We start from the raw sequence: 26,347 nt of genomic DNA on the forward strand, positions 1-26,347 counted from the left end.
CGGAACCATCATACGACTAACGCCAAGCCAGCCAAAGGCTGGGGCGTAGCCGTCGAGTGCCACGGAGCACAGTTCCTGCACTCCTGGCAGGGGACCTGCCGGCGGTTTCGCTTCGCTAAATTGGGCTAAGTCTCCCAAAGCATAAGGAGTTCCCATCGATTTGTTTCGCTAAATCGGGGCAACGCCGTTATTAGAAAATTATAAATCTTGTGTTTTCTTCTTGCAATTTCTCCGAAGATGTGTTTTAATAATTGATAAGAGGTCTTACCACCTAGAAAATATTAAAGGAGGCGGAAGTAAGTGAAGCATAAGTTTATTGCAAAAAGATACTGGAAGGACCAGAGCACTGCCATGGGAAAGTCTGATGAGATGGCTAAATCCTTTGATGACTGCATCAATTTGAGTCTGGGGGATCCGGATTTGATTACGGATCGTTTGATCATAGATAAGTCTTATGAGGATGCAAGAATTGGTCATACCAAGTATACGGATTTTCGCGGCGATCCTGAGCTGAGGGAGGAAATCTGCAAATACTACAAAGAGGAATATGACATGGAGGTAAAGGATGAAGAGGTCTTTGTCTCTGCCTCTGCCTGCCTGGGCATGTATCTGGCATTGGAAGCGATCATCGACGACGGTGACGAAGTCATTCTGCAGGCGCCGTATTTCACACCATATCCGCAGCAGGTGGAGCTGGCAAGGGGAATTCCTGTGGAACTGCCGACACTGGAAGAAGAGGATTTCCAGATCAATGTTGAGCGACTGGAAGGACTGATTACAGAGCGCACAAAGGCACTTGTCATCAACTCGCCGAGCAACCCGACAGGCAACTGTCTCACCACCGAAACCATGGAAAAAATCGCGGTCATCGCCGAGAAATACGATCTGGTGGTCATCAGTGATGATATTTACACAGCCTTCAGCTATGAGCATCCTTTTGTACCATTTGCGACCATGCCGGGGATGCGGGAGAGGACCATCATCTTGAATTCTTTCTCCAAGAACTTTACGATGACAGGTTGGAGAGTCGGCAACATCATCGCACCGGACTACATCATCAAGACCATTCAGCAGATCAACGAGAACGTGGTGTTCACCGCGCCGTCCATCTCTCAGCGGGCAGCCATCTATGCGCTGCGCCATCGGAAGGAGATTCAGCCGGCCATGGTGGAGGAATACCGCAGCAGAATGTTTTATGCAGCGGAAAGAATCAACCAGATTCCGAATATGCACGTCATCTATCCGCCAAAGGGCAGTTTCTACCTGTTTATCAACATCAAGGATACTGGTTTGACCTCCACCGAAGTCACCGAGGAGATTTTGAAAGAGGCCCACGTGCTGATGCTGCCGGGAAATGCCTTTGGTGATTGCGGAGAAGGGTATATGCGTATCGCCTGTACCGTCGGAACGGACAAACTGAAGGAAGCTTTTGACCGAATCGCAGAGATGAAGCTTTTTAGGAGGTAACAACTTATGGAAGAAATGAAAAATAACGCACTTGCTGAAGAAGCGACAGCTGTAGAACTGGAACCCGTGAAGAAGAAAAACATCTGGAAGTTCGTATTAGCATCAGTGGTCGGCGCCTTCCTGTTCCTGGTACCAATTCCAAACGGCACCACCTTTACCATTCCAATCGGTATGGTCATTGACTGGGTAGCAGGCTTGCTGGAACTGGAAACCATCAATCTGGCCAGCCTGTTGGTGTTGGTATTTATTACTTTTTCAACAATTGTGACGATCATCAATATGATCTTCAAACCAGCTATCATACAGAACAACGAGAGTATGAAAAAACTCTTCTCGCCGACGCCGCTATATTTTATCAGCAGATTGATCGGACTGGTGGTCGTTTACATGGCGTACTTCAATGTGGGACCGGAGATGATCCGATCTGGCGCCACTGGCGGGTCCATGCTGGGCGTATCGACGACGCTGATTTCTGTAGTCATGTGCATCGCTTTCCTGATGCCGCTGCTGACGGATTTTGGCATCATGGAATTTGTAGGCGTATTGATTCGAAAAGTAGTAAAGCCGCTGTTCACTGTACCGGGACGTTCGGCCATCGACTTGATGACCTCGTGGCTGGGTGCGTCCAACGCAGCAGCAATTCTGACGACGCGTCAGTATGAGACAGGATATTACAGCGCAAGAGAAGCGGCAACCATCTCTATGAACTTCTCCTTCGTATCCATCCCGTTCTGCTTTGTCATTGCCAAGCTCATCGGTGTGGATGAAAAGTTTACCGTATTTTATCTGATCAACTTGATCTGTGGTGTCCTCATGGCCATGATCGTATCGAGGATTCCGCCACTGTCCCGCATTCCTGATACATACGACGAGATTGCAGGCAAACAGATCAACGAAGAGATGCCGGAAGGCGTATCCAAGCTGAAATGGGCTTTGAACCTGGCAGGCCACAGAGCGGAAGGCGCTACCCTGAAAGGGGTTGCAAAATCCGGCCTCCACGTTTATTCCAGCATGTTCCTGGATCTGATTCCAGTGGTCATGGCATGGGGCACCATCGTGCTGATTCTCGTTGAATACACACCGATCTTTGACTTTGTATCCATTCCGTTCGGCTGGTATATGGATCTGGTAGGTATTGAAGGTGCAAAGGAAGTTGCGCCGACTGCACTGGTAGGATTCTCAGATATGTATATTCCGCCGCTGATGCTGGCAGATTATGCGATTGAAAGAACCAGATTTATCATGGGATCGGTCTCCTTGCTGCAGATCATCTATATGACAGAGGTCGGCCTGATCGTACTCAAATCCAGAGTACCGGTCAATGTAGGGCACCTGTTCCTGGTCTTCATCGAGAGAACCATCATCGCCATTCCACTTGTCACGCTGCTCACAAATCTGCTCGTGACCTTCTGATAAAAAAGACTAGAAAAATAGGGATGTCGCACTAAGAGTGATGAGATAACCAAAAAAACCAGATCATACGATCCACGAATCCGATCAAACGGCGTAAATGTCTATTTTAGATGCATCATACGCCGTTTTTTTGTTAACAAAAATGATTGAAAGCGAAAATCGTTACAATGTAATTCAGAAAAGGAAATTAGTAACTGGTAAATTTAAGGAAATTGACATTTTAAAAGAAAAAAAGTGTCTGATAGATCTTGTTTCCCATGAAATTCAGCGAATCTACCTGCTAAATCTGCTCCCAAACGGCGTAACGCATCCAGAAAACGATGCTTTACGCCGTTTCTTCGCTGATGCGACACTCCCGTTTTTGTGACTTTATAGGTATGCAATCTTGATATTGCCCAGGTGTTTTTCCATGGCTGCCGCTGCGGCTTTGGAATCGTGCCGCTCCAGGGCGCTGATGATTTCCTCGTGTTCCTTGTAAATGTTCTCGATGGAATCTCCTTTGAAATAAGAAAGCTGGACGCTTTTTTCAAAAAAGCGGTCGATCAGATAGGAAACGTTTTCCATGATGTTGTACATCAGCATATTACCTGTGATTCGCACGATCTCAAAGTGGAGGTTTCGATCAAAGGACGCTTTTTCGGAAGGGGTCCTGGCAGAAACCATCTGCTGTGCGATGGCGCGCAGACTTCGGATATCCGAAGGCGTTGCAATCTCGGCGGCTTTGGCTGCCGTATAGGTTTCGAGGCAGCTTCGCATCTCAAAGATTTCACTCTCTGTTCCATGGTTCAGCATAAAGGACAGGGAAAGCGGCTCGAAATAACTGGCCTGCACCTTGTTGATGATAAAATTTCCCAGGCCGTGGCGCCGCTCGACAAGCCCCAGCATTTCCAAAGACTTGAGTCCTTCGCGCAGGGCCGGCCGGCCGATTCCCAGCCGCTGCGTCATTTCTCTTTCTGGCGGCAGTTTGTCGCCCTCCTGCAGTTCACCACTTAAAATCATTTCCTGTACCTTTCGGATCACTACATTTGAAAGGTTCTTATCATCTCGTTTTTCCATTCTGTCCTCCTCTACTTGTCAACACTTCTCTAAGACATTGTAACTGAAATAGTGAGAAAAATCAATTAAATCTGGCAAAATCTCTTGCAAATCAAAGAATTCCGTAGTATAATCAAAGTGGTAAGACCACTTAGGTAAAAACGTTGTAAAATCAACGATTATGAAATGAAACAGAACAGAGTGAGAACTGATTTGGAGGAGAAAATGAGAATACTCGTATTGATAAAAGAAGTTCCCGACATGGAAAAGGTAAAGTTTGACAGTGAAAGAGGCGTGGTAGACAGATCTTCTGCGCGGGCGGAAATCAATCCCTTTGACGAAAGCGCGCTGCAGGCAGCCCTTGATTTGAAGGAACAATATGGCGGCACGGTCTGTGTCATGACCATGGGGCCTGCACGGGCGGTGAATTCCCTGCAGGAGGCTTATGCGAGAGGCGCGGACGAAGGCATTTTGCTGACGGACAGGGCCTTTGGCGGATCAGACACCATCGCGACGTCCAGAACCCTGGCGGCAGCTATCAAAGGGGAAGATTTTGACCTGATCCTGTGCGGAGAAAAGTCGGTGGACGGCGACACTGCCCAGGTCGGGGCAGAGACTGCAGAGCTTTTGGGCATTCCACACGCATACTACGTGGACGCCATCGAAACCTGCAGTGATGGCGAGATCAGAGTGGAGATCGAGAATCTCTGCGGCAACAGACAGGTCAGAGTCATGAAATTGCCAGCCCTCGTTGGCGTGACCAAGAACATCGGCAAACTGAAGCTTCCGACGGTAAACAGGAAGCTGGAATCCCTAAACGCATCATGCCGGACGGTGACTATGGCCGATGTCCAGGGACTTTCCAAGGACGATACCGGTTTTGCGGGTTCTCCGACCAAAGTGGCGAAGATCGAAGTGCCAAAGGTGCAGCAGCGGGAAAGTGAGATTTTCAGAGAAGACATGGGGAATTTCACAGCGAAGCTGGAAACCGTATTTACAGAAAAGGGGGTCATCTGATCATGGAAGAGAAGAAATACAGCGGCGTTTTGATCCTTGCTGAAACAGAGCATGGCAAAGTACATAGAGTCGCATATGAATTATTGAACAAAGGCAGAATGATTGCAGACGCATGCGGAGAAAGCCTTTCCTGCCTCTTGCTCGCGCCGGACACCTTTGAGATGTCTGCCTGCAGCGAACTCTGCCAGCGGGGCGCCGACCAGGTCTATGTGATGAAATCTGCGGCCTTCCGGCATCCAGAGGAGGTTCTGTTCGCACAGAATATCGTTTCTTTTATTGAAGAGAAAAGGCCGGATACGGTTCTGGTCGGGGCGACTCATCTGGGCCGTTCCCTGGCGCCGAGAGTTGCGGCAGCTCTGGGAACTGGTCTGACGGCGGACTGTACCGATCTGCAGGTAGATGCAGACGGCAATCTGGAGCAGATCAGGCCGGCTTTCAGCGACAACATCCTGGCACACATCAAAACCGTCACCAGGCCGCAGATGGCGACAGTCAGATACAAAGAATTTCAGGAAGCCCCGGTCAATGACGGGGCGCAGATCGAGATCAGAGAAATCGCCCCATATATTGAGGAAAATCAATCTGTCAAAATCGAAGAGGCTGTGTCCATCGGAGACCTCTCTATCACCGATGCAGAAGTCGTCGTGGCAGGCGGCCGCGGAATCAGGAAGGAAGAGGATCTTGCCCTTCTGCAGGAGCTGGCTGACCTCCTGGGCGGCCAGGTGGGCGTATCCCGCGCCCTGGTAGATGCGGGGATGGCGCCAAGCAGCATCCAGGTGGGATACAGCGGAAACAGAGTCAAACCGAAAGTTTATATCGCCTGCGGCATATCCGGGGCGCCGCAGCACCTGGCCGGCATGAAAGAAGCAGATGTGATCATCGCCGTCAACAACGATCCGTCTGCGCCGATTTTTAATATCGCGGACTATGGATTTGTGGGGGACTTGTACGAGGTCCTGCCGCAGCTTACCGAGCACTTTAGAAAGGATGGGCAAGCCGATGAAAGATAACAGGATTACAGAAAACTTGATTTTGCAGCTGCAGGAAGTAGTCGGCAGCGATTATGTCATTACTGGGAAAGAGCGGACGGAAGCCTACCTGTATGACGAAGTGGAAAAGACCTATCGTCCAGAGGCGGCTACAGGCTGCGTCGTCGTAAAACCGGCCAGCACAGAGGAAGTCTCCGGCATTCTCAAAGCGGCAGATCAGGCGGCTGCGCCGGTGGTGGTCAGAGGGGGAGCCACCGGCCTTGCTGGCGGCTGCACGCCGGTGGTGGACAGCATCATCATCTCCACAGAGCGGCTCAACCACATCGTCGAAATCGACCAGGAAAACATGGTTGCCGTGCTGGAAGCAGGCGTTACTCTGATGGATCTGCTGGAGGAACTGGAGAAATATGAGGGCCTCAGTTTCCCGGTGCACCCGGGAGATGAAGGCGCACAGATGGGCGGCATGGCGGTGACCAACGCAGGAGGCGCCAGAGCGGTAAGACACGGCGTCATGAGAAAACACATCCTGGGCCTTACGGCAGTGCTGCCAAACGGCGAGATTCTGGAGCTGGGCGGAAAGCTGATCAAGAACAACGCCGGGTATAATCTGACCCAGCTGCTTCTCGGCAGTGAGGGGACTTTGGCCGTGGTGACCAGGGTCATCCTGAAGATCTTCCCAAAGGAAAAAGCGTCGGCTACCATCGTTGCGCCTTTTGAAAAGATTGAAGATGCCTGTCATGCGGTGACGGACATCCTGCGCAGCGGCTATACCCCGCTGGCGGTGGAATACATGGATAAGCGGCTCTTCGTGGACACGGCAAAGATGCTGGGCCTTAAGTGGCAGGCAGAACAGGGGAATGCGGATCTTTTGATCATCCTCTCCGAAAGGACGGAACAGCAGCTTTACGACGCGGTCCGCGCCATCAACGAGATCTGCGAAAAGAACGGCGCCTATCCGTGCCTCTATGCAGGCAAACAGAAGGAGGAGGAAGAACTGCTCCTGGTCAGAAGCCAGCACTACGAGCTGATCAAAGACGAAATCTGCGATTCCTTCGACATGGCAGTACCCGTTTCCCACGTATCCCAGTTCATCCTGGGACTGAAGGAACTGGTGGCGGAGTACGGCACCGGCACCAACATCATCGCCCACATTGCAGACGGCAACGTTCACAACGACATCCTGTTCCTGCCTGACGGCACCATTCCGCCATACGCCGATGAGCTGAAACACAAGATGTACGATCTGTGCTACAGTTTTGACGGTACGGTAACTGGCGAACACGGCATCGGCAAAATCAGAGTGGAGGAGCTGGCGCAGCAGAAGGATCCGGCGGAACTGGCGCTGATGAAGGGCATCAAGGATGTCTTCGACCCAAAGGGGATCATGAATCCTGGCGCACTGTTTGATTTGTAAAATTTGTTTAAATAACACAAAGAATACAGTGATGCGCTTTTGAAACTATCCATAATCTCCTGCGATGCAACTGGCTGGTGAGGCGTATACGGTATAGGGGTATGCGCGGGGCATTCTTTACAATAAGGTTAGGCTTTTTGACGCTGTTTCTGAAGGTTTCGCATAACGTTGCAGGAGTATCAGACGCAATATCCGTCCATATGCCCTGAGGCAGGCGAAGATTTTCTGCTGAATCCATGAATATGCTGCGCCCCGGTTGCTTTTATGGATTGTGAACGGCCTTTGCAGCGGGGAAATGGATAGGAAAAGTAACCGGAATCGGATATACCCCTCAGTTGAAGCATTTTGCAATGATCCGGTTATGCGAGAATGTGCAGATGGGATCAAAAAGCGTAAAGTTATCGTAACAGGAGGTCATTTTGGGACATTTTCGCTTCTCTTACTTAAAACAGTATTATTTTAGAAGTAGAAAATTTGTTTAAATAACACAAAAAAGTACTTGTAATTCTGTGAAAAATATATTAAAATAACTGTATTATGATAGAGGTGCGGAGCAGAAGAAGGTGTGCGAGCCGGCAGGCAGTGACCACTCTGGAGGCAATCTCCGCCGAACTACAGATGGAAGGCACACCTCTGTGGTGGGTCCATGGTCAACAGCCATGGGACTGTCTACGAAAGTAGTTGCGCTATCTGAACTTACAGTATATCTTATTGTTTTTTAGATCTGTGCATGCATTTGTGCAGATCTTTTTTAATAGGAAATATCGATTTCCTATTAAAAAAGGGGGTGTGCAGAGGGGATTCCCCTCGCCGCCTTCAGGAGGGTGCTCAGCCTGCGTAGCAGGCGCCGAAGGGAACCTATGGTCCCTAGCGGAGTGGCGCAGCCACTTTTTGTCAGCGGGCGGCGCAGGGTCGCTCCTCTGTAAGGGCGCAGAAGGGAGAAAAGAATGAATATTGTACAAAAATACGGAGGCTGTTATCTGAAAAACATGGAGGATTTATCAGCCATCGCCAGCCATCTGGCCCAAAGCAGAGAAAACTCAGACTCTCTGGTGCTGGTAACGGCTGCCATGCAGGAAATTGCAGAAGCCATGAGCGCCAGGGCGGCCAGTTTGGAAACAGAAATCGGCAGTGACAAGCTGGATGCCATGTTTTCTGCCGCAGAGAAACAGACAGCGGCTTTAATGGCCGCAGCTCTGGAAAGAGAAGGCCTGCGGGCTGCGGTCATCGAGGACATCAAAGGCACGTCCCTCAGCGAGGTTGAGGTCTTTGCCGGTAAGCATGAACTTGAGATAGGAAGAATCGAAAAGGCGCTGCAGGAGGGCGTCATTCCCGTCGTTGCAGGATTTCAGGGCATCGGCAAGTACGGTGCAGAAGACGTCCAGGGCAGGTACGGCGCGGCCGCCACGGCCGTCGCCATTGCAGCAGGGCTTGGATGTGACTGCCAGCTCTACGGAAACACCAAGGGCATCTACACCAGAGAGCCGGCAGAGGAAGGAAGCGTCATAGAGAAGATCAGTTATGAGGAGGCCATGGAGCTGATCATGCTGGGAGAAAGCGACCTGGAGAGCAGGGCCATAGAACTTGCCAAGGCATTTGGCGTAGAGGTGTACGTCGGTCCTGCGATGGAAGAAGAGAAGAGTGGAGGAACATATATAATGGATAGAAGTTTAATCGTACAAGAAGCGGCGGTAACCGGACTGACGGTTTCCGACGATATCGTGGTTTATACCCTCAAAGGGCTGCCCACAGACGGCGACCGGATTGCTGAACTCTTTGAACTGCTCAGCGACCTTTCTGTCAACATCGACATGATTTCGCAGCAGACCTGTTCCGAGCACAGTTGCGCCGTATCCTTCAGCTGCAGCAAGGACAAAATCTCCGAGATCGACCAGGCTTTCGAAGTGAACCAGCGCCTGCGGGAACTGGAAATCTATAAGCAGGATAACCTGAGCCTGGTGTCTCTGGTAGGCGTGGGCATGGCAAGCCATGTAGGCGTTGCCGGCAGAGTCTTCAGCGTTCTGGCGCAGCATGCTATCCACCACTATAACATCACGACGTCAGAGATTTCCATCTCCGTCGCCATCGACAGCAGCCAAAAGGCGGCGGCAGTGGTCTCTCTCAGCGAAGCCTTCGGTTTATAAAGAGCATAGTATTTTATGAATTGAAAAAGCCGGGTCAGTTGCATCTGACCCGGCCTCTGCTGTTACAACCTTTCAATCGTTGGCTCTACTTGATAAAAATCGCGGAGGGCTTCGTACTCTGCCTGCGCTTTTGCAGCACGGGCGCTGCCTGGCGAACCGGTTTTAATCGCTTTGATCATGATATTTCTGGCCGTGTGCTCTAGGCTGGTAAACTCAATCATGGCGACTTCGTAGCCGGCTGCTTCCAGCTTGAGACCACGCAGGCCGTCGGTCAGGTATTCTGTGAGACGATCTTTTAGGATGCCGTATTTCAACATAGGCTGATGGAGGTCATTCTCAATCTGGCTGAACAGCTCGTGCTGACAGCAGGGGACAGAAAGGATGACTTTTGTGTTCCAGGAAACCGCATTGATCAAAGCGTAATCCGTAGCGGTATCACAGGCGTGGAGCGTGACGACCATATCTGCCTGGTCGCTTCTGTAGTCTGCGATGTCCCCCATCAGGAATTCCAATCCGTCATAATGGAGATCCTCCGCTATTTTGCGGCAGAAACGGATGACGTCTTTTTTTAAATCCAGGCCGATGATTTGGACATCTCTGTTCTTTCGGATCCTCAGGTAATAATAGAGGGCAAATGTGAGGTAAGCCTTGCCGCAGCCGAAGTCGATGATTTTCAATACTCTGCCTGTGGGCAGATAGGGAAAGACGTCTTCGACGATTTCCAGGTATCGGTTAATTTGTCGAAACTTGCTGTAGTGTTTTTGGATCACCTTGCCGCTTTCCTCCATGACGCCCAGGCGAATGAGGAAGTCGCAGGGGACGCCGTCTGCAATGATGTAATTCTTTGTTTTATTATGTTCGAGACTCGGCATGCCCTTTGTGGCAGGCTTTGTTGTAATTCTGGCCTTTTCGGGCTTTGAGGCAAGGATCTGAATGTCTTCTGCCAGGGTAAAGGCGTTGATCTGTTTAAAGTCTTCCTTTATTAGCTGCAGGGCCAGTGCTGAAGCAGCTTGACAGGAGAGATTCTCATGGGTTACTTTTTTATCAAAGGTATACTCTGCCTGAAACAGCACTTGGCCGGAAATTTCCACGGGCCGAATGGATACCTTGTTGTACTCTACAGATTTTTTTCTCTTACTTGAGAAGATCATTCTGATTAATTCTCCGCCACTGAATAGATCAGCGAGGCGCTCTTCTAACTGGTTCATAAAATGTTATCTCCCATTATATTCATATACTTGGGAACATTTTAGCATAAATACTTTTAAGGTTCAACAAATGGTACGCCAAGAACATCTGCTACAGACAAGGCCAGGTTGCGGCCGATGGCTTCTACATTATTCTTGATCCAATTGGCATCGTCTATGTTGTCGTGATAGGCCACTTCTACTAAGACTGCCGGCGCAGAAGTCCGGCGCAGTTCAGCCAGAGTTGTAGTAGGCACCGTGGTAACCAGGGATGGGTTTGGATAAATCATCTTTAAATTGTTGGCAACGATGTCTGCATCTCGCTGTCCCTGGGTAGAATCTCTATAGTAATAGACATCAGGTCCCTTGATCTGTCCTGCCAAATTTGGCGGGGCGGCGTTGGAGTGAATGGCGAGATGAAAGTCATAATCTCCCGCATTGGAAGCGTTGATGGAGTCGGTAACCGTTCCACCTGGATTGTTCCTCGAAAAGCTGATTCCGCTTGCGCGCAGATACGGCACCATGGCGTCGGTGATTAGATTTGCATAATATTCTTCGGTGCCGCCGTTAACAAATTGATTATATTCCTGAGTCGATGGACTCAAAAAAACACTGGGCATAGTAATCCTCCAATCATGATTCATAATAACTATCTATATACTATGCAGATAATGAGGAAAATGTGACAGAACGCAATGGGCGGCAGATTTTTTGTCCTGGAGAGGGCTGCGGGGCAGTTGTGCATATATTTGTACAAAGTATTGAACAATCACCTGAAATGTGGTATCATTAAGAGATATTTTGTAACAAAAAACAAAAAGAGGTAAATGAATGACAGAAAAACAGAAAATAATTAACATAGCAGTGATTGCCCACGTTGACGCGGGAAAATCCACCCTTGTAGATGCTTTCCTAAACCAGAGCGGCGTCTTTCGGGCTAACGAAGATGTAGCAGACTGTGTGATGGACAGTGATGATATTGAGAGAGAAAGAGGAATTACCATTTATTCGAAGAACTGTTCGATTATGCATGGTGATGTGAAGATAAATATCGTTGATACTCCTGGACACGCCGACTTCTCATCAGAAGTAGAGCGTATTATGAAGACTGTAGACACCGTAATTCTGCTGGTCGATTCCAGCGAAGGACCGATGCCGCAGACCAGATTCGTTTTGAGCAAATCCCTGGAACAAGGGCTGAACCCAATTCTGTTTATCAATAAGATAGACAAGAAGGATGCTCGAATTGACGAGGTCGTAGACGAAGTTTACGAGCTTTTCATGGATCTCAATGCCAATGACGAACAGTTGGACTTCCCAATTTTATACGGAATTGCCAGACAGGGTATCGCAGTGAGAGATCCTGCGGATGCCCAAGGGTTGTCAGTAGAAGCGGGAGGTTCCAAAATCAAGCATACGCCGGAAGGATACGCAGGACTTAACATTACGCCGCTGTTTGATACGATCATTGAACATTGCGTTCCCTACCCTGACTTGCGAGAGGAACCGTTACAGCTGCAGGTTTCTACTCTCGGCTACGATGATTACATCGGCAGACTGGGAATCGGCAGAATCACCCAGGGAACCATTAAAGAAGGCCAGACTGTTGCTGTCGCCAAAGAGGACGGCTCTATTGCACAGAGGAAGGCCGGTCAGGTCTTCGTCTACAGAGGCCTCAAGAGAACAGCCGTGTCAGAAGCGGAATGCGGCGATATCGTAGTGATTTCAGGTATATCGGATATTTCCATTGGAGAGACGATCTGCGATTCGAAAGACCCCCAGCCTATGGAAATGATTCATATCGAGGAACCGACTCTTTCCATGAACTTCATGGTCAACAAATCGCCTTTTGCAGGTAAAGTCGGCAAATTTGTCACCTCCAGGCACATCAGAGAACGCCTGGAAAAAGAATTGGAAGTCAACGTCGGCCTGATGGTGGAAGAGACTGACTCGACAGATTGCTTTAAAGTGTCAGGCAGAGGAGAACTACACCTTTCTATTTTAATTGAGAATATGAGACGAGAAGGCTATGAACTGGCTGTTTCAAAACCGGAAGTCATTTTTCGAAGGGATGAAAACGGCAAGAAGCTGGAACCGGTGGAAGAGGTTGTCATCAGTGTACCCGACGAATATGCGGGCACTGTCATCTCAAAGCTGAATCTGCGAAAAGGTATTATGGTGCAGATGAATGGAGAAAACGGATATTCCAAATTAGAATACCATGTTCCGACTAGAGGCCTTTTGGGTTATCGCTCTGAGTTCATCAACGACACGAGAGGCGAAGGAACCATGGAACGAAGGTTTCTGGACTTTGAACCATATAAAGGAGAAATTGGCGGAAGGAGCAACGGCTCGGCCATTGCTATAGAAGAAGGCGTCTGCACACCGTACGCCCTGTTCAACATCGGGGAGCGTGTACAGCTCTTTGTAGATCCGGGCACGAAGGTTTACGAAGGTATGATTGTCGGTATGAATTCCCGCGGGGAGGACATGGAGGTAAATCCATGCAAGGCCAAGAAAGTCAGCAATATGAGAGCATCAGGCAGTGATGAATCAGTAAAACTTTCGCCGCCGAGAGTATTCACACTTGAGGAAGCCCTTGAATTTATTGATGATGACGAATTGGTAGAAATTACGCCGGACGATGTGAGGCTGAGAAAGAAACTGCTGAAAGAAATTGAACGCAGGAGAGCTGGGAGATAATGGAGTTGCCCCAATTTCTGCAAGAAATTGCAGGGAACTCCTTATGCTTTAACGCCCCAGCCTTTGGCTGGCTAGGCGTTAGTCGTATAATGGCGCTGGGAGACCTAACCCGATTCAGCGAAGCGGAATCGTTGGTAGATCCCCTGCCAGGAGTGCAGGAGCTATGCTCCGTGGCACTCTACGGGCAATCCCCAAGAGAGTGAGCATTACATGCGAAGCTCGATTGGCAGGATTTAGTCGTATAACGTCGTATAACGGAGGTAACTATGGCTGCGAATATCGTGAAATTCTTGAGATATTTTGGGCTTGAAAAGAGTACCATCGATCTATTGTTCAATATTGGAGATGCAGTGTTAATCCTGATCTTCGGCTGGATTGCTATCAGCATGATTCTACGCATAGAGAAAAAAGCTTTGGCGAAATCCAGGCTGGACGAGGCGCTGCACCTGTTCATCGTTAAAGCCACGAAAGTAATACTCTGGATTGTCTTGCTGATTACGCTACTGTCCACACTGAAGGTTCCTATAGCACCTTTTGTGACGGTTCTGGGAGCCAGTGGCGCGGCTATCGCTCTGGCGCTGAAAGACAGTTTGGGAAATATCGCCGGTGGTATCATCATATTAATCAATAAGCCCTTTAGCCGGGGCGATACCATCGAAGTAGCGGGAACGATGGGCATGGTAGACAGTATCGACCTGTTGACCACCCAGCTTCACACCTTTGACAACAAGGTGGTGACTATTCCCAACGGCACGATTACCATGTCGGTTTTGATTAACTATTCACAAGAAGATACAAGAAGGGTGGACTGCGTATTCAGCATCAGCTACGAGGCTGATATATTGAAGGCAAAAGAAATCCTTTTGAATGTGATATCCTGTAATCCGGACATTCTCGGGGAGCCTGCACCCATAGTAGGCGTCGCCTCCCACGGCGACAACGCAGTGATATTAGATTTAAAAGTTTGGTGTTCCACTGAAAGCTTTTTTGATGTAAAATACTACCTAGAGGAAAATGTGAAATTGGCTTTTGACGAGGCGGGGATTGGAATTCCCTACCCGCAAATGGACATTCATTTGGTTAAATAATTTAATTTTTTTATAAGAGAATGGGAGAAAAAAATGAAAGAAATTAAAAAGTTTAAAAGAGTCTTGGTCGCCAACAGAGGCGAGATTGCAATCAGAATTTTTAGAGCATGCCAAGAATTAGGCATTAGAACGGTTGCGATTTACTCAGAAGAAGATAAGAATTCTCTCTTTAGAACAAAAGCAGACGAATCTTATCAGATTGGAAAAGGCAAGACTCCAGTCGGCGCTTATTTGGCAATCGATGAAATTATCGACTTAGCAAGGTCTAAAGGTGTTGACGCGATTCACCCGGGCTATGGTTTTCTTTCCGAGAACGAAGAATTTGCGGCGGCATGCGAAGACGCAGGCATTGAATTTATCGGGCCTACCCACGAGATGATGGATAGTCTGGGAGATAAGATCAAATCCAAGATTGTTGCTGCCAGCGTAGGCGTTCCAACGATACCGGGCGTAGAGAAGGCTATAGAAACTGAAAAAGAAGCGTTGGAATTTGCACAGAAATGCGGATATCCGATCATGCTGAAGGCTGCAGCAGGCGGCGGCGGAAGAGGTATGAGAATCGTCAGAAGTGAAGAGGACCTGATTCCGGAATATAGAAGCGCTAAGAGCGAAGCAAAGAAGGCTTTTGGCATTGACGATATCTTTATCGAAAAATACTTAGAGGCGCCAAAGCACATCGAGGTGCAGGTGCTGGGTGACAAATACGGCAATGTGGTTCATCTCTGTGAAAGAGATTGTTCCATTCAGAGAAGACATCAGAAGGTGGTTGAATTTACACCGTCACTCTGTCTGACAGAAGAGAAGAGAAATGCGATCTGCGAAGACGCTCTGAAGATTGCCAGATCTGTCAATTACAGAAGTGCGGGAACCGTAGAGTTCCTGTTAGACAAACACGGAAACCATTACTTCATCGAGATGAACCCTCGTATTCAGGTTGAGCATACCGTAACAGAAATGGTAACGGGTATCGACATCGTACAGTCTCAGATTTATGTGGCGGAGGGTTATCCGCTGGATTCAAAGGAAGTGGGTATCAGAAGTCAGAAGGACATCCAGATGACAGGTTACGCGATTCAGTGCAGAATTACCACAGAAGATCCGGCTAACGGATTCGCACCGGATACGGGCACCATCGAACTCTACAGAAGTGCCTCCGGTTACGGCATCAGATTGGACGGCGGCAACGGATTTACCGGTTCGGTAGTTTCTCCGTATTATGACAGTCTTTTGGTTAAATCCACGGCTTATGCCAGAACCTTTGAAGGAGCGACGCAGAAAGCCATCAGAGCGCTGAGAGAAACGGAAATCAAAGGCGTAAAAACCAACGTCGGATTTCTGCTCAATGTGCTGAACCATCCGACCTTCAGAGCTGGAGAGTGCGACACTGGATTTATCGAAGCAAACCCTGAACTGCTTAACATCAGAAAAGCACAGGATAGAGAGCGGAAAGTCCTTAATTACATAGGAAATAAAGTTGTAAACGAAACAAAGGGCGTGAAACCACAGTTTAACGTTCCTGTATTCCCAAGAATTCCGATGACAGAAATCAACGGCCTTTCTGGAACGAAGCAGATGCTGGATAAGAAAGGACCTGAGGCAGTTGCGAAGTGGACTTTGGAACAGAATAAACTTCTGATTACAGATACCACCATGAGAGACGCACAACAGTCCCTGATGGCTACAAGAGTCAGAACCATTGATATGGAAAAAATTGCGCCGGCGGTAGCGCTTTACGGCAAAGATCTATTCTCCTTAGAGATGTGGGGCGGCGCTACTTTTGATACTGCTTACAGATTCCTCAAGGAAGATCCGTGGGAAAGACTGGAGACACTGAGAGCAAAGATTCCTAACGTTTTGTTCCAGATGCTGATCAGAGGCGCCAATGCAGTGGGTTATAAGAATTATCCTGATAACGTCATCAGAGAGTTTGTAAAACAGTCAGCGGAAGCTGGCATCGACGTATTCCGTATTTTCGACTCCCTCAACTGGATTCAGGGTATGGAAGTAGCGCTGGATGAGACGCTGAACCAGGGCAAGATTGCAGAAGCCTGCATCTGCTACACCGGCGACATCTTAGACGACAGCAGAACGAAATATAATTTAGACTACTATATCAGAATGGCTAAGGAACTGGAGAAGAGAGGTTCTCACATTCTGGGGATCAAGGATATGTCCGGACTCCTGAAGCCGATGGCGGCTTACAAGCTGGTACACGCACTGAAAGAGGAAATTGGAATTCCGATTCACCTACACACCCACGATACCAGCGGAAACGGCGTTGCGACCATCCTGATGGCAGCACAGGCAGGTGTTGATATCGTGGACGCAGCATTCAACAGCATGAGCGGACTGACTTCACAGCCGGCGCTGAACTCTGTCGTTGCGGCCCTTGAGCACAGCAGCAGAGATACGGGTATCGACGTTGACGGTATTCAGAAGATTTCCGAATACTGGAAGGATGTCAGACCGGTTTACAAGAAATTTGAATCAGAATTGGTGACTTCATCGGCGGAGATTTACAAGTACGAAATTCCTGGCGGACAGTATTCCAACCTGAAGCCCCAGGTAGAATCCTTCGGCCTGGGCCACAAGTTCCAGGAAGTAAAGGATATGTACAAAGCCGTAAATCAGATGCTGGGCGACATCGTCAAGGTAACGCCTTCCTCAAAGGCTGTCGGCGATATGGCCATCTTCATGGTGCAGAACGATCTGACGCCTGAGAACATTTTAGAAAAGGGAAAGGGCATCGACTTCCCGGATTCCATCGTATCCTTCTTCGAGGGCATGATGGGTCAGCCGGAAGGCGGCTTCAACAAAGATCTGCAGAAGCTGGTTCTGAAAGATAAAGAACCGATTACCTGCAGACCTGGAGAGCTGCTTCCGCCGGAAGATTTTGAGTACATCAGAACAGGACTGCAGAAGCACTTTGGTCTTGACGGTACACCGCAGGAAGTGATCAGTTACGCGATGTATCCGAAGGTCTTTGAAGATTACCACAAGAGCCTGAAAAAGGACGGCAACTTCAGATATATGGGCAGCGATATCTTCTTCCACGGACTGGAAGAGGGGGAGACCTGCGAAGTGAAGCTGGAAGAAGGTAAGGTTCTGGTCATCAAGCTGAATGAAATCAGAAAGATGGACGCAGAAGGCAACAGAGACATGGTATTCGAGGTCAACGGCAACAGAAGAATTGTCAAAATCAAAGACGAGGATATGAAGACTGCTGAGTCTTCCATCGCAACAGCTCGTTTTGCTGACGAAGACAATCCACTTGAAATCGGCGCCAACATCCCAGGAAACATCATCAAGATTCTGGTAAAAGAAGGCGAAAAAGTAACTGAGAAACAACCGATTGCAGTCATTGAGGCTATGAAGATGGAAACGAATATTCTCGCTACGGCAGATGGAATGGTAGATAAAATCTTCATCAACGAAGGACAGCAGGTAAAGGCCGGCGAATTAGTTGCAAGGTTAAAAGAAGAAGAAAAATAAGATATCCTTTGGGCAGACTCTGCCGGGCAAGCGCATCGCTTGCCCGGTGTTTTTGTTTGATAGGAAATCCATATCCCCTGTCAAACAAGAAAGGGGTGTGCAGAGGGGGATTCCCTTTGCCGCCTTCAAGAAGGCGCTCAGCCTGCGCAGCAGAAAACTCGCTAGAACAAGGTGCAGGAATATATGTTAAAAATTATCAGTAAAATATTGACATTTAATGTTTGATTTGGTATACTTACGACAAGATGAAATGATAGTTTCAATATCAAACACCTTGAAGCGCGTAATGATTACTTAGAAATATATAGCAGACGAAATCGGAGGTTCCCATGATAAGAAAAGCGACAAAAAATGATTTAGACTGGATTGAAGCTAGTTATACCGAACTGCTCACTCGGGAAGCAGAACAGGGCAGCAATACCAACTGGCAGTTAGGTCTGTATCCCACGAGGGAGACCGCACAGAGGAGTTTGGACGAGGAGACTTTGTACGTCCTGCAGGAAGAAGATGGGCTCTGCGCCAGCATGACTCTCAACCAGGTGCAGCCAGCAGTCTACAATGAGATTTCTTGGGCATTTCCGGCAGCACCAGAAGATGTTTTGCTGATACATACCCTCTGTATACCGCCGTCCAAGGCCGGGCGGGGATTTGGCAAAGCCATGACCAGTTATGCCGCAGCAAAGGCAAAGGAGATGGAGTGCAAAGTCATCCGTCTGGACACATATGCCGGCAATGAACCGGCAGCTACCCTGTACCGAAGCTTAGGTTATCACTATGCAGGCAAAGCGGAAACCCTGCACGAAGGAGTGATTCCAGAAGAATTGATTTTCTTTGAGAAGAAAATTTAAATCTGACAATAATTAATACCGTCATGATTGTTAACGTGATTGCAGAATCCGATAACCATCATGACGGTATTTTTTTATCGGATGGATTCATATTCAGTCTCGTATTCTTCGCATAATTATGGGAATTTTCATAGAAAAACAGAAAAAATACGGAACATAGATAAAAAATTAACGGAAAATATACGGTTCATGTTTTAGAATCATAGTACAAGGGAGGAGAAGATGACAAAAAAATTACTTTTTAACGGTAACATCATCACCATGGATGCCGAGCGGAAATCGGCAGGTAATCTTTTAATAGAAGGGGAAGCAATCTGCAAAGTCGATCTATCAGCAGCGGAGATTGAACAATTGAAAGATGTGGAAGCGGTCGACCTTGCGGGAACGACTTGCATTCCCGGTTTTCATGACAGTCATATGCACCTGATAGAATACGGATATAATAAAAAGTATTGTGTAGATTTATCAGGCGCAGGTTCCATAGAAGAGGTTATCAAGATGATGCAGTCTTTTATCGAGGAAAGAGCGCTGCCAGAGGGAAGCTGGGTCATGGGAATGCGCTGGAATCAGGAAAACTTCAAAGAGAAGCGATTGCTGACCAGAAAAGATTTAGATCGAATTTCTGATAAACATTACATATTTACCAAGCGCGTTTGTATTCACATAGCGGCGGTAAACAGCAAATTGCTGGAATTGTGCGGTGTGAATCGTGATACTTTCCGAGAGGATGAAAACATCGGGCGGTATGCAGACGGCAGACCGAATGGACTCATCTATGAAGATGCCATCAGTGGCATTATCCTTCAGAAGAAACCGCCATTAACGGTAGAGGAAATTGAAGGCATTATCGCGGATACGACGAGGGAGATCAAAGGCAAAGGCTTTTCTGCTGTTCAGAGCGACGACATGAAGGCTTTTTCAGACTTTCAATCGAAGGAGAACATCGTCAGAGCCTATGACAACCTGCGCAATCGAGGGGAACTGCCTATCAGAGTTTTTGAACAGGTACAGGTATCATCCCTGGAAGAGTTTCTGCAGATTCAAGAATTTCTCAAAGAGGTGAAAGAGGACGAGCTGTTCTCCCATAACAGATTAAAACTGATTTTAGACGGTTCTCTGGGCGCTTCCACGGCTGCCATGGAGACCCCTTATAAAGGCACCACGGACCATTACGGCATTCTCAATTTTAGAGACGAGGAGCTGAATCAACTGGTAGAATTCGCTTATATGAACAACATGCAAGTGATGTGCCACTGTATCGGTGAGCGAGCTATCAATCAGGCGATTCGCATGATCGGCAGATACCAGAAAAGGTACGGTCAGGATAGGCGGCCGAGACTAGTACACTGCCAGATTTGTACAAAAGAGCAAGTGGAACAAATGGCTCAGCTGCAGATGATGGCCGACATCCAGCCTGCTTTTGTCCCGGCCGATTACAGGGCAGTCTATGAAAAGATTGAGGCAGCGGAACAGTTTGCGCTCTACCCGTGGAAAACCATGCTGGACAGGGGTATTCGCATCAGCGGCAGTTCAGACGCGCCGGTGGAATCCTACGACGCTTTATACGGCATACAGACAGCGACGACGCGGGCAGCTATCGACGGCAGCCCCCAGGGCGGCTGGCTGCCTACGGAAAAGCTGTCTGTGGAAGAAGCTTTACGGCTGTACACAGAGACGCCGGCCTATTCTGTATTTATGGAAGAGAAAATAGGCAAAATAAAAGAAGGCTTCAAGGCAGACCTGACCATTTTAGATCAAAACCCATTGGAAACAGCACCGGAATTAATCTATCTAATCAGCGCTGTGAAGACGTTCTGTAACGGAAGAGGAGAGTGAAACATGAAGAGAGTTTTTATCAACGCCAACGGTTATGCCATGGATAAGGCAGAAAGCCGATTTGAAGCGGCAGCCGTAGAAGACGGTATCATAAGCTGTGTGGGCAGCAACGAAGAAGTCCTCGCCTGTGCGGGAGAGGCCGAAGTCATCGATCTGGCAGGAAAGACCCTGCTGCCAGGCGTTAACGACAGCCATCTCCATCTGCTCAGCTATGGTTACAGCTTGGAGGTTGCGGATCTCAACGACTGTAAAAGCTTGGAAGAATTGAAGAGACGCGTAAAAAAGTACATCGAAGACAACGATATTCAGAAAGGTCAGTGGGTCGAGGGCAGAGGCTGGGACCAAAATCAATTTGACACGAAAGAGATGCCGACCAGGTTGGATTTGGACGAAGAATTTGCCGACTATTATGTGGTTCTGACCAGAACCTGCGCTCAGATTTCTGTTGTGACCACCAACGTCTTGCAGTTGGCCGGCATCTATGAAAACCCGGTTCAGATTGAAGGCGGTATGATTCTTACAGATGAAAATAACACGGCAAACGGCATTTTGACAGGTCTGGCGACGGAGATTGTCTATAAAATCATTCCCAAATTAGGCGTTGACAGGATCAAAAAGTGTATTTTATCAGCCTGCAACAAGTATATTACCAGCGGCATGACTTCCACACAGACAGACGACTTTGAACTGCTTAGGGCAGGTAACTTTGAAGAAATTCTCCAGGCCTATGAGGAACTGGATCGGGATGGACTTTTGCCAATGCGCGTCAATCTGATGCTCCACCTGGCGACGCTTGAAGAACTAGAGGCGTTCATAAAGCTGGGCTACAAAACAGGCGACGGCAGTCCCTTTTTCCGCATCGGACCATTTAAAACCATTACCGACGGCTCCCTGGGCGGCAGAACAGCAGCGCTGAGAGAACCTTACAGTGATAATCCGGCGGGGATGGCAGATAATATAGGAGAGATGTACATCAGCAGAGAAGAATTGGAAGCTCTGACCCGCATGGGTTTTGATCACGGTCTGCAGCTGGTGTCTGACGGTATCGGCGATCGAGCCATGAGGACGGTTCTGGACGCTTTTATCAAAATTATCGAAGACCATCCGGATGAGGATCTTCGCTTCGGCATAGACCACTGCCAGATAACCACAGAAGGTATTATTGAAGATTTTGCCAGATACGGAATCATTGGCGGTTTGGAACTGATTTTCTTGGCGTCGGATATCGCCATTGTCCGCGATCGGGTTGGGGAACATAGAGCAGCGATGTCCTATAATTGGAAAAAGTTCAAAGATCTTGGCGTCGTCATTGCGGCAGGCTCCGATAGCCCTGTAGAGGAATACAGCCCTCTTCACGGAATCTATGCGGCGGTAAGTCGATGCACTTACGACAAGCAGCCGGAAGGCGGCTACCACCCGGAGCAGAAATTGTCCGTCAGCGACGCCCTGCACGCCTTTACAACTGGACCAGCTTACGCCACGTTTGAAGAGGACAAAAAGGGAACCATTGAAGAGGGAAAGTACGCAGACTTTGTCGTACTGGATAGAGATTTATATGCCATCGATCCGCTTTCCATCATGGACACTGAGGTCCTGATGACCGTGGTCGGCGGTGAAATCGTATATCAAAAATAGGTGAAAACATGGATTATATTTTATACAATGGAAACTTTATATCCATGGAGGGGGAAAAAGCGCGTTATGGAGCCGTTGCTGTCTGCGGGGACAAGATCGTTCATACTTATGGAGACAGGGATCAGTTTCCAAAGCGCTGCTTCGGCGCCAAAATGATCGATTTGGCAGGCAGAACAGTTCTGCCCGGCTTTATCGACAGCAATATTCATATGGTGCAGAGCGGACTTCTGCAGTACTGCATCAAAATCAACGCCGAGACAAAAGAAGAATTTCTGCAGCTTTTAAAGGCAAGGGCTTTGGCGTTTGAAGACGGGGAGTTGGTGTGGTGCATCGGCTACAACGAAGAGACCATCGACGTTAACCGCTGGGATCTGGATAAGGTTTCTTCCAGCCACCCCATCGTGGTCAGCAGGACGGAGTTTCATAAAACCGTAGTCAACACCACCGCCTATAACATGCTGCAGATTCCCAGAAGCGTATCAGGCGTTATCAGGGATGAAAAGGGAATGCCTACCGGTGTCCTGCGTGGAGAGGCCAGCGGCTTTGCCAGAAGAAAGCTGTACACCAACTTTGTCAGCGACGATCTGCGGCGGAAAGCGGTCCGTGATATGGAAAGAGAAGCCTTTCGTTATGGTATCACCACGGTGAACGCCATGGAAGGCGGGGCCTTTTTCTCAGGACGTGACATCGATATTGTCGACGACTATGCCAAAAACAGCGCTCTAAGCATATTGCTCTTTCCTCAGACGATGGATGTGGCAAGAATGATAGAGATGGGCCTTTCGCGAATTGGCGGAAATATCTATCTGGACGGCTCCATCGGCTCTAAAAATGCGGCCTTGGCCGGGAATTATAGAGGCTGCAATCACAACGGCACCTTGTACTATTCACAGGACGACGTCAATCAATTTGTTTTAGAAGCCCATGCGGCAGGCCTGCAGATCGCACTTTCGTGTATCGGACCGAGAGCCATAGACCAGGCGCTGACTGCCTTTTCGTCGGCCTTTGAAGCTGTAGGCGCAGGAAATCACAGGCACAGGCTGGAACTCTTTGTGCTGCCGACTTCGGATCAGATAGAAAATGCCATCGCCTTGGGTTTAATCTTGTCTATGCGGCCCAATTATGACGCTCTCTGGGGCGGCAGTCAGGGGATGTATGCAGCGAACATGGGCAGCGGATGGCAGTCCTGCAATCCTGTCGGACAGGTCATCAAGCAGGGCGGCATCGTCTGCGGCGGCTCTGAATACAGTGTCACACCGCTGAATCCGTTGACGTCCATCAGATCCTGCCTGCTGCACAGCCAAGAAACACAACGGATTTCTCTCTACGAAGCGTTTAAGACTTATACGGTCAATGGCGCTTATGCCAACTTTGCAGAGACTTCCATCGGACAGATTCGGGAAGGCTTTCAGGCAGACCTTGTGGTGCTGGATGAGGACCCTTTTGCTGTCAGCCCACAGGATTTAGACAGCATCGGCATCACTATGACCATGAAGAATGGACAAATCGTCTATTCTAAGGGGGAAGCAGAATGGAAATAAAGATTTACCTGCTTCAGAGGCCACATATAGAAATAGATGGCAAAGAGGCGTTTACAAAATTGAATAACAAGGCTTTCGCCATGGTACTCTATTTGGCCTCAAAGCAGGGACAGGCTGTTTCTAAAGAAGTGCTCAGCGAGATCTTCTGGCCGCAGCAGCAGGAGGAAAATGCCCGCTCTAATCTGAGGCAGAATCTATCCTACATCAAAAAAATCTGCACGGAGGAGCTTGCCAACCTTTGTACGGAAGAGGTGTCCATCATATCCTCAGAGCGAAACGTCTGCGGCCTCAACGAAAATTTGGATATCAAGGTGGACCTGATTGAATTTTGGGCTAACCTGAGGGCGGGTTACAGAGCGGATGACTTGGAGACAAAAACGTCTCTTCTGCAGTCTGCGGCAGATGCTTATCAAGGCAGCGTTTTAGGAGGCGTCTATGTCAGAGGGAGCGCCGCTTTTGAGGAATGGCTCATGTTTGAGAGAGAGGCTGTAAACCAAAATCTGGTAAGAGTCTGCAAGGATCTGGCCGCAATCTATCAGAAAAAAGATCTGACGGAAAAGGCCATAACCTGCCTAAAAAAACTGCTGCAGATGGACCCCCTTTTGGAAGAAGTGCATCTGGAATTGATGAAGCTTTACTATCAGAACAAGGAGAGAGCAAAGGCCATCTGCCAGTACAAAGAGTGTGTAAGAATACTGGGGGAAGAACTGAACATCAGTCCGATGGAAGAGACGAGAGCTTTCTACCAGAAAATTTCAGAAGAGGCATCAGAGTTGATTTTCCAGCAGACTGCCTTAGAGGACCAGAAACAGAGCCGCCTTCTTCTCCTTCCATCGTCGTCTCCGGCGCCTATGGAATATGAAGGAATCTACGCACTGCTGGAATCTGTAGTAGAGGACGGCAGTCTGGTTCCCGACTACTTGAAGCGGGGCCTTGCCATTTTGTTTCCGCAGTACTCTGACAAGCTGGACGGACAGAACCTGCCGGAAATCTACCTGTTTTATACGATCAAGAAACTATTGGAGTATCTAGGTGAAAAAGGAAAACTGACCATTCAAGCCGAAGATGCGGAATGCCTGGACAGCAAGACAAAACAGCTTATCACCTATTTGTCGAATCATTTGGATCATCCAAATATCGAAATAATCTTTTAAACAGTTTAGGAGGAAAATATGTCTAATAAACAAGAAACAAACACGGGACTGCGAAAAGAACTGGGCTTGTTCCACAGCGTATCTATCGTTGGCGGAATTATGATTGGCTCCGGTATCTTCTATGTAAGTACCTACGTACTTTCGAGATCAGGGCTGTCAGCCGGATTTGCCGTCCTGGCATGGGTCATCGCAGGGCTGATGTCTCTGATGGCAGCGTTATGCTATGCAGAGCTTGGTACTTCCATGCCGCAGGCGGGCGGTACATACAACTATATCTCCAAAGCCTATGGACCGGGAATAGGATTTTCCATGGGCATTACGGACTTTTTTATATCACAGTCAGGTTCTATCAGTGCTCTTGCAGTTGGATTTTCAACGTATTTCAGCATTTTGGTGCCGCTGACGGAGTGGCAGATCAAAGCCATGGCTATCGCAATTATCGTAGCGTTATCACTGATTAACATGGCTGGTGTCAAAAAGGGCGGCAACGTGCAGGGAATCTTCATGATTGCCAAGCTGGTGCCAATCGCAATTATCATCGCCTGTGGTTTCATCATGGGTAAGATGAACAATCCGATGGATATCGTTCCTGGACAGGGCCTAAACCCGCTGAGTGCTTTTGCGCTGGCCATCGTAGCGGCGCTGTGGGCTTATGACGGGTGGAGCTCCGTATACATCGTATCAGAAGAGTTGAAAAACCCGAAAAAAGACCTGCCGAAAGCTGTAACCATTGGCGTATTAGGCGTTACCCTGGTCTACGTACTATTTAACTTCGCCCTGCTGAAAGTGCTGCCGATTGACGAAATCGTAGCGACAGAAGCCCCTGGAACGATGGCGGCAGAAGCCCTCTTCGGAAGACCAGGCGCCGTATTAGTTACAGTAGGCGCGCTGATTGCGATTTTCGGCTCCTGCAACGGTTGTATTCTAGCCTATCCGAGAGAATACTTCGCCATGGCCAGAGACAAGAGATTCTTTAAAGTCTTCGCAAAGATCAACCCTAAGACTGGCACGCCAGTTAACGCGCAGATTGCCACAATGATCGTATCCTCGCTGCTGATTCTCTTTGGAACCTTTGAACAGCTGACTGCGCTGGTTGCATTCTGCGCCTGGATTTATTATACACTGGGTGTATCGTCTGTATATGTGTTCAGAAAGAAATATCCTGACATGGAGAGACCGTATAAGGTGTGGGGATATCCGGTGCTGCCGGCAGTGACCATTTTGCTTTCTCTCGTAGTGTTGGTCACGACCCTTTGGGAAGATCCGATGAATTCTGTAATCGGTGTCGTCATTCCGATTGCAGGCTACATTCTGTATCACGTTTACTTCAAGAAACAGGCGGAAAAAGAAGCCTAATCCTACCTCTTGACAATGGCTGGTGTTG

General features: G+C 48.5%; 19 protein-coding genes and 1 riboswitch. Of the genes, 16 read left to right on the forward strand and 3 right to left on the reverse strand.

Annotation, left to right across the window (positions count from 1 at the left end; translation table 11 throughout):
* Positions 1-300: 300 nt before the first annotated feature.
* The 3 genes from BN6539_RS14270 to BN6539_RS14280 all read left to right on the forward strand — a co-directional run bounded on the left by BN6539_RS14270 (position 301) and on the right by BN6539_RS14280 (position 3,247).
* Positions 301-1,467: a pyridoxal phosphate-dependent aminotransferase gene (locus tag BN6539_RS14270; RefSeq protein ID WP_067539925.1), complete on the forward strand. Its 1,167-nt coding sequence runs from the start codon at positions 301-303 to the stop codon at positions 1,465-1,467.
* A 6-nt stretch (positions 1,468-1,473) separates the two neighbouring features.
* Positions 1,474-2,880 (forward strand): YjiH family protein, encoded by a 1,407-nt coding sequence (locus BN6539_RS14275; protein ID WP_082907539.1) that lies wholly within the window; start codon positions 1,474-1,476, stop codon positions 2,878-2,880.
* Between the two features lie 97 nt (positions 2,881-2,977).
* Positions 2,978-3,247 (forward strand): hypothetical protein, encoded by a 270-nt coding sequence (locus BN6539_RS14280; protein ID WP_067539927.1) that lies wholly within the window; start codon positions 2,978-2,980, stop codon positions 3,245-3,247.
* A gap of 2 nt (positions 3,248-3,249) precedes the next feature.
* Here BN6539_RS14280 and BN6539_RS14285 read toward each other — a convergent pair whose 3' ends face one another.
* Positions 3,250-3,936, reverse strand: coding sequence for a FadR/GntR family transcriptional regulator (locus BN6539_RS14285; RefSeq protein ID WP_067539930.1), 687 nt, complete (start codon positions 3,934-3,936; stop codon positions 3,250-3,252).
* Positions 3,937-4,101: 165 nt separating this feature from the next.
* Between BN6539_RS14285 and BN6539_RS14290 the strand changes: the two genes are divergently transcribed.
* From BN6539_RS14290 to BN6539_RS14305, 4 genes are all read left to right on the forward strand, one after another.
* Positions 4,102-4,932, forward strand: a complete 831-nt coding sequence (locus BN6539_RS14290; RefSeq protein ID WP_242869418.1) for an electron transfer flavoprotein subunit beta/FixA family protein — start codon at positions 4,102-4,104, stop codon at positions 4,930-4,932.
* 2 nt (positions 4,933-4,934) lie between these two features.
* The gene (locus tag BN6539_RS14295; RefSeq protein ID WP_067539937.1) at positions 4,935-5,942 is read left to right on the forward strand and encodes an electron transfer flavoprotein subunit alpha/FixB family protein; all 1,008 of its coding nucleotides are present in this window, start codon (positions 4,935-4,937) and stop codon (positions 5,940-5,942) included.
* Positions 5,932-7,335, forward strand: coding sequence for an FAD-binding oxidoreductase (locus BN6539_RS14300; protein ID WP_082907540.1), 1,404 nt, complete (start codon positions 5,932-5,934; stop codon positions 7,333-7,335). The genes BN6539_RS14295 and BN6539_RS14300 overlap by 11 nt, the downstream gene beginning before the upstream one ends.
* Before the next feature lie 533 nt (positions 7,336-7,868).
* Positions 7,869-8,032, forward strand: a riboswitch (Lysine riboswitch).
* A gap of 250 nt (positions 8,033-8,282) precedes the next feature.
* Entirely contained in the window at positions 8,283-9,479 is a 1,197-nt protein-coding gene (locus tag BN6539_RS14305; RefSeq protein ID WP_067539939.1) for an amino acid kinase family protein, read from the forward strand.
* A 62-nt stretch (positions 9,480-9,541) separates the two neighbouring features.
* Here the strand turns inward: BN6539_RS14305 and BN6539_RS14310 are convergent, their stop codons facing one another.
* Together BN6539_RS14310 and BN6539_RS14315 are read right to left on the reverse strand one after the other, a co-directional pair.
* On the reverse strand, positions 9,542-10,687 hold the full coding sequence (locus BN6539_RS14310) for a class I SAM-dependent methyltransferase (RefSeq protein WP_067539942.1): 1,146 nt from the start codon (positions 10,685-10,687) through the stop codon (positions 9,542-9,544).
* A gap of 56 nt (positions 10,688-10,743) precedes the next feature.
* Complete coding sequence (locus tag BN6539_RS14315; protein ID WP_067539945.1) at positions 10,744-11,286, reverse strand: N-acetylmuramoyl-L-alanine amidase family protein; 543 nt, start codon at positions 11,284-11,286, stop codon at positions 10,744-10,746.
* A gap of 211 nt (positions 11,287-11,497) precedes the next feature.
* Here BN6539_RS14315 and typA point away from each other — a divergent pair, with 211 nt between their 5' ends.
* From typA to BN6539_RS14365, 9 genes are all read left to right on the forward strand, one after another.
* Positions 11,498-13,369 carry a translational GTPase TypA gene (typA, locus tag BN6539_RS14320; RefSeq protein ID WP_067539948.1) on the forward strand — a complete coding sequence of 624 codons (1,872 nt, stop codon included), beginning with the start codon at positions 11,498-11,500 and terminating at the stop codon, positions 13,367-13,369.
* A 266-nt stretch (positions 13,370-13,635) separates the two neighbouring features.
* Complete coding sequence (locus BN6539_RS14330) at positions 13,636-14,457, forward strand: mechanosensitive ion channel family protein (protein ID WP_067539953.1); 822 nt, start codon at positions 13,636-13,638, stop codon at positions 14,455-14,457.
* Positions 14,458-14,490: 33 nt separating this feature from the next.
* Complete coding sequence (locus BN6539_RS14335) at positions 14,491-17,949, forward strand: pyruvate carboxylase (RefSeq protein ID WP_067539956.1); 3,459 nt, start codon at positions 14,491-14,493, stop codon at positions 17,947-17,949.
* 329 nt (positions 17,950-18,278) lie between these two features.
* On the forward strand, positions 18,279-18,797 hold the full coding sequence (locus tag BN6539_RS14340) for a GNAT family N-acetyltransferase (RefSeq protein WP_067539959.1): 519 nt from the start codon (positions 18,279-18,281) through the stop codon (positions 18,795-18,797).
* A 222-nt stretch (positions 18,798-19,019) separates the two neighbouring features.
* A complete protein-coding gene (locus BN6539_RS14345) occupies positions 19,020-20,633 on the forward strand; it encodes an amidohydrolase (protein WP_067539962.1) in 1,614 nt (537 codons plus the stop codon).
* 3 nt (positions 20,634-20,636) lie between these two features.
* Positions 20,637-22,268 carry an amidohydrolase gene (locus tag BN6539_RS14350; protein ID WP_067539964.1) on the forward strand — a complete coding sequence of 544 codons (1,632 nt, stop codon included), beginning with the start codon at positions 20,637-20,639 and terminating at the stop codon, positions 22,266-22,268.
* A gap of 8 nt (positions 22,269-22,276) precedes the next feature.
* Entirely contained in the window at positions 22,277-23,809 is a 1,533-nt protein-coding gene (locus BN6539_RS14355) for an amidohydrolase (protein WP_067539967.1), read from the forward strand.
* Entirely contained in the window at positions 23,800-24,963 is a 1,164-nt protein-coding gene (locus BN6539_RS14360) for an AfsR/SARP family transcriptional regulator (protein ID WP_067539970.1), read from the forward strand. The genes BN6539_RS14355 and BN6539_RS14360 overlap by 10 nt, the downstream gene beginning before the upstream one ends.
* 18 nt (positions 24,964-24,981) lie before the next feature.
* On the forward strand, positions 24,982-26,319 hold the full coding sequence (locus BN6539_RS14365) for an APC family permease (protein WP_067539973.1): 1,338 nt from the start codon (positions 24,982-24,984) through the stop codon (positions 26,317-26,319).
* Positions 26,320-26,347 lie beyond the last annotated feature (28 nt).

It is taken from the genome of Emergencia timonensis, from assembly GCF_900086585.1.
GTDB classification, from domain to species: domain Bacteria; phylum Bacillota; class Clostridia; order Peptostreptococcales; family Anaerovoracaceae; genus Senimuribacter; species Senimuribacter timonensis.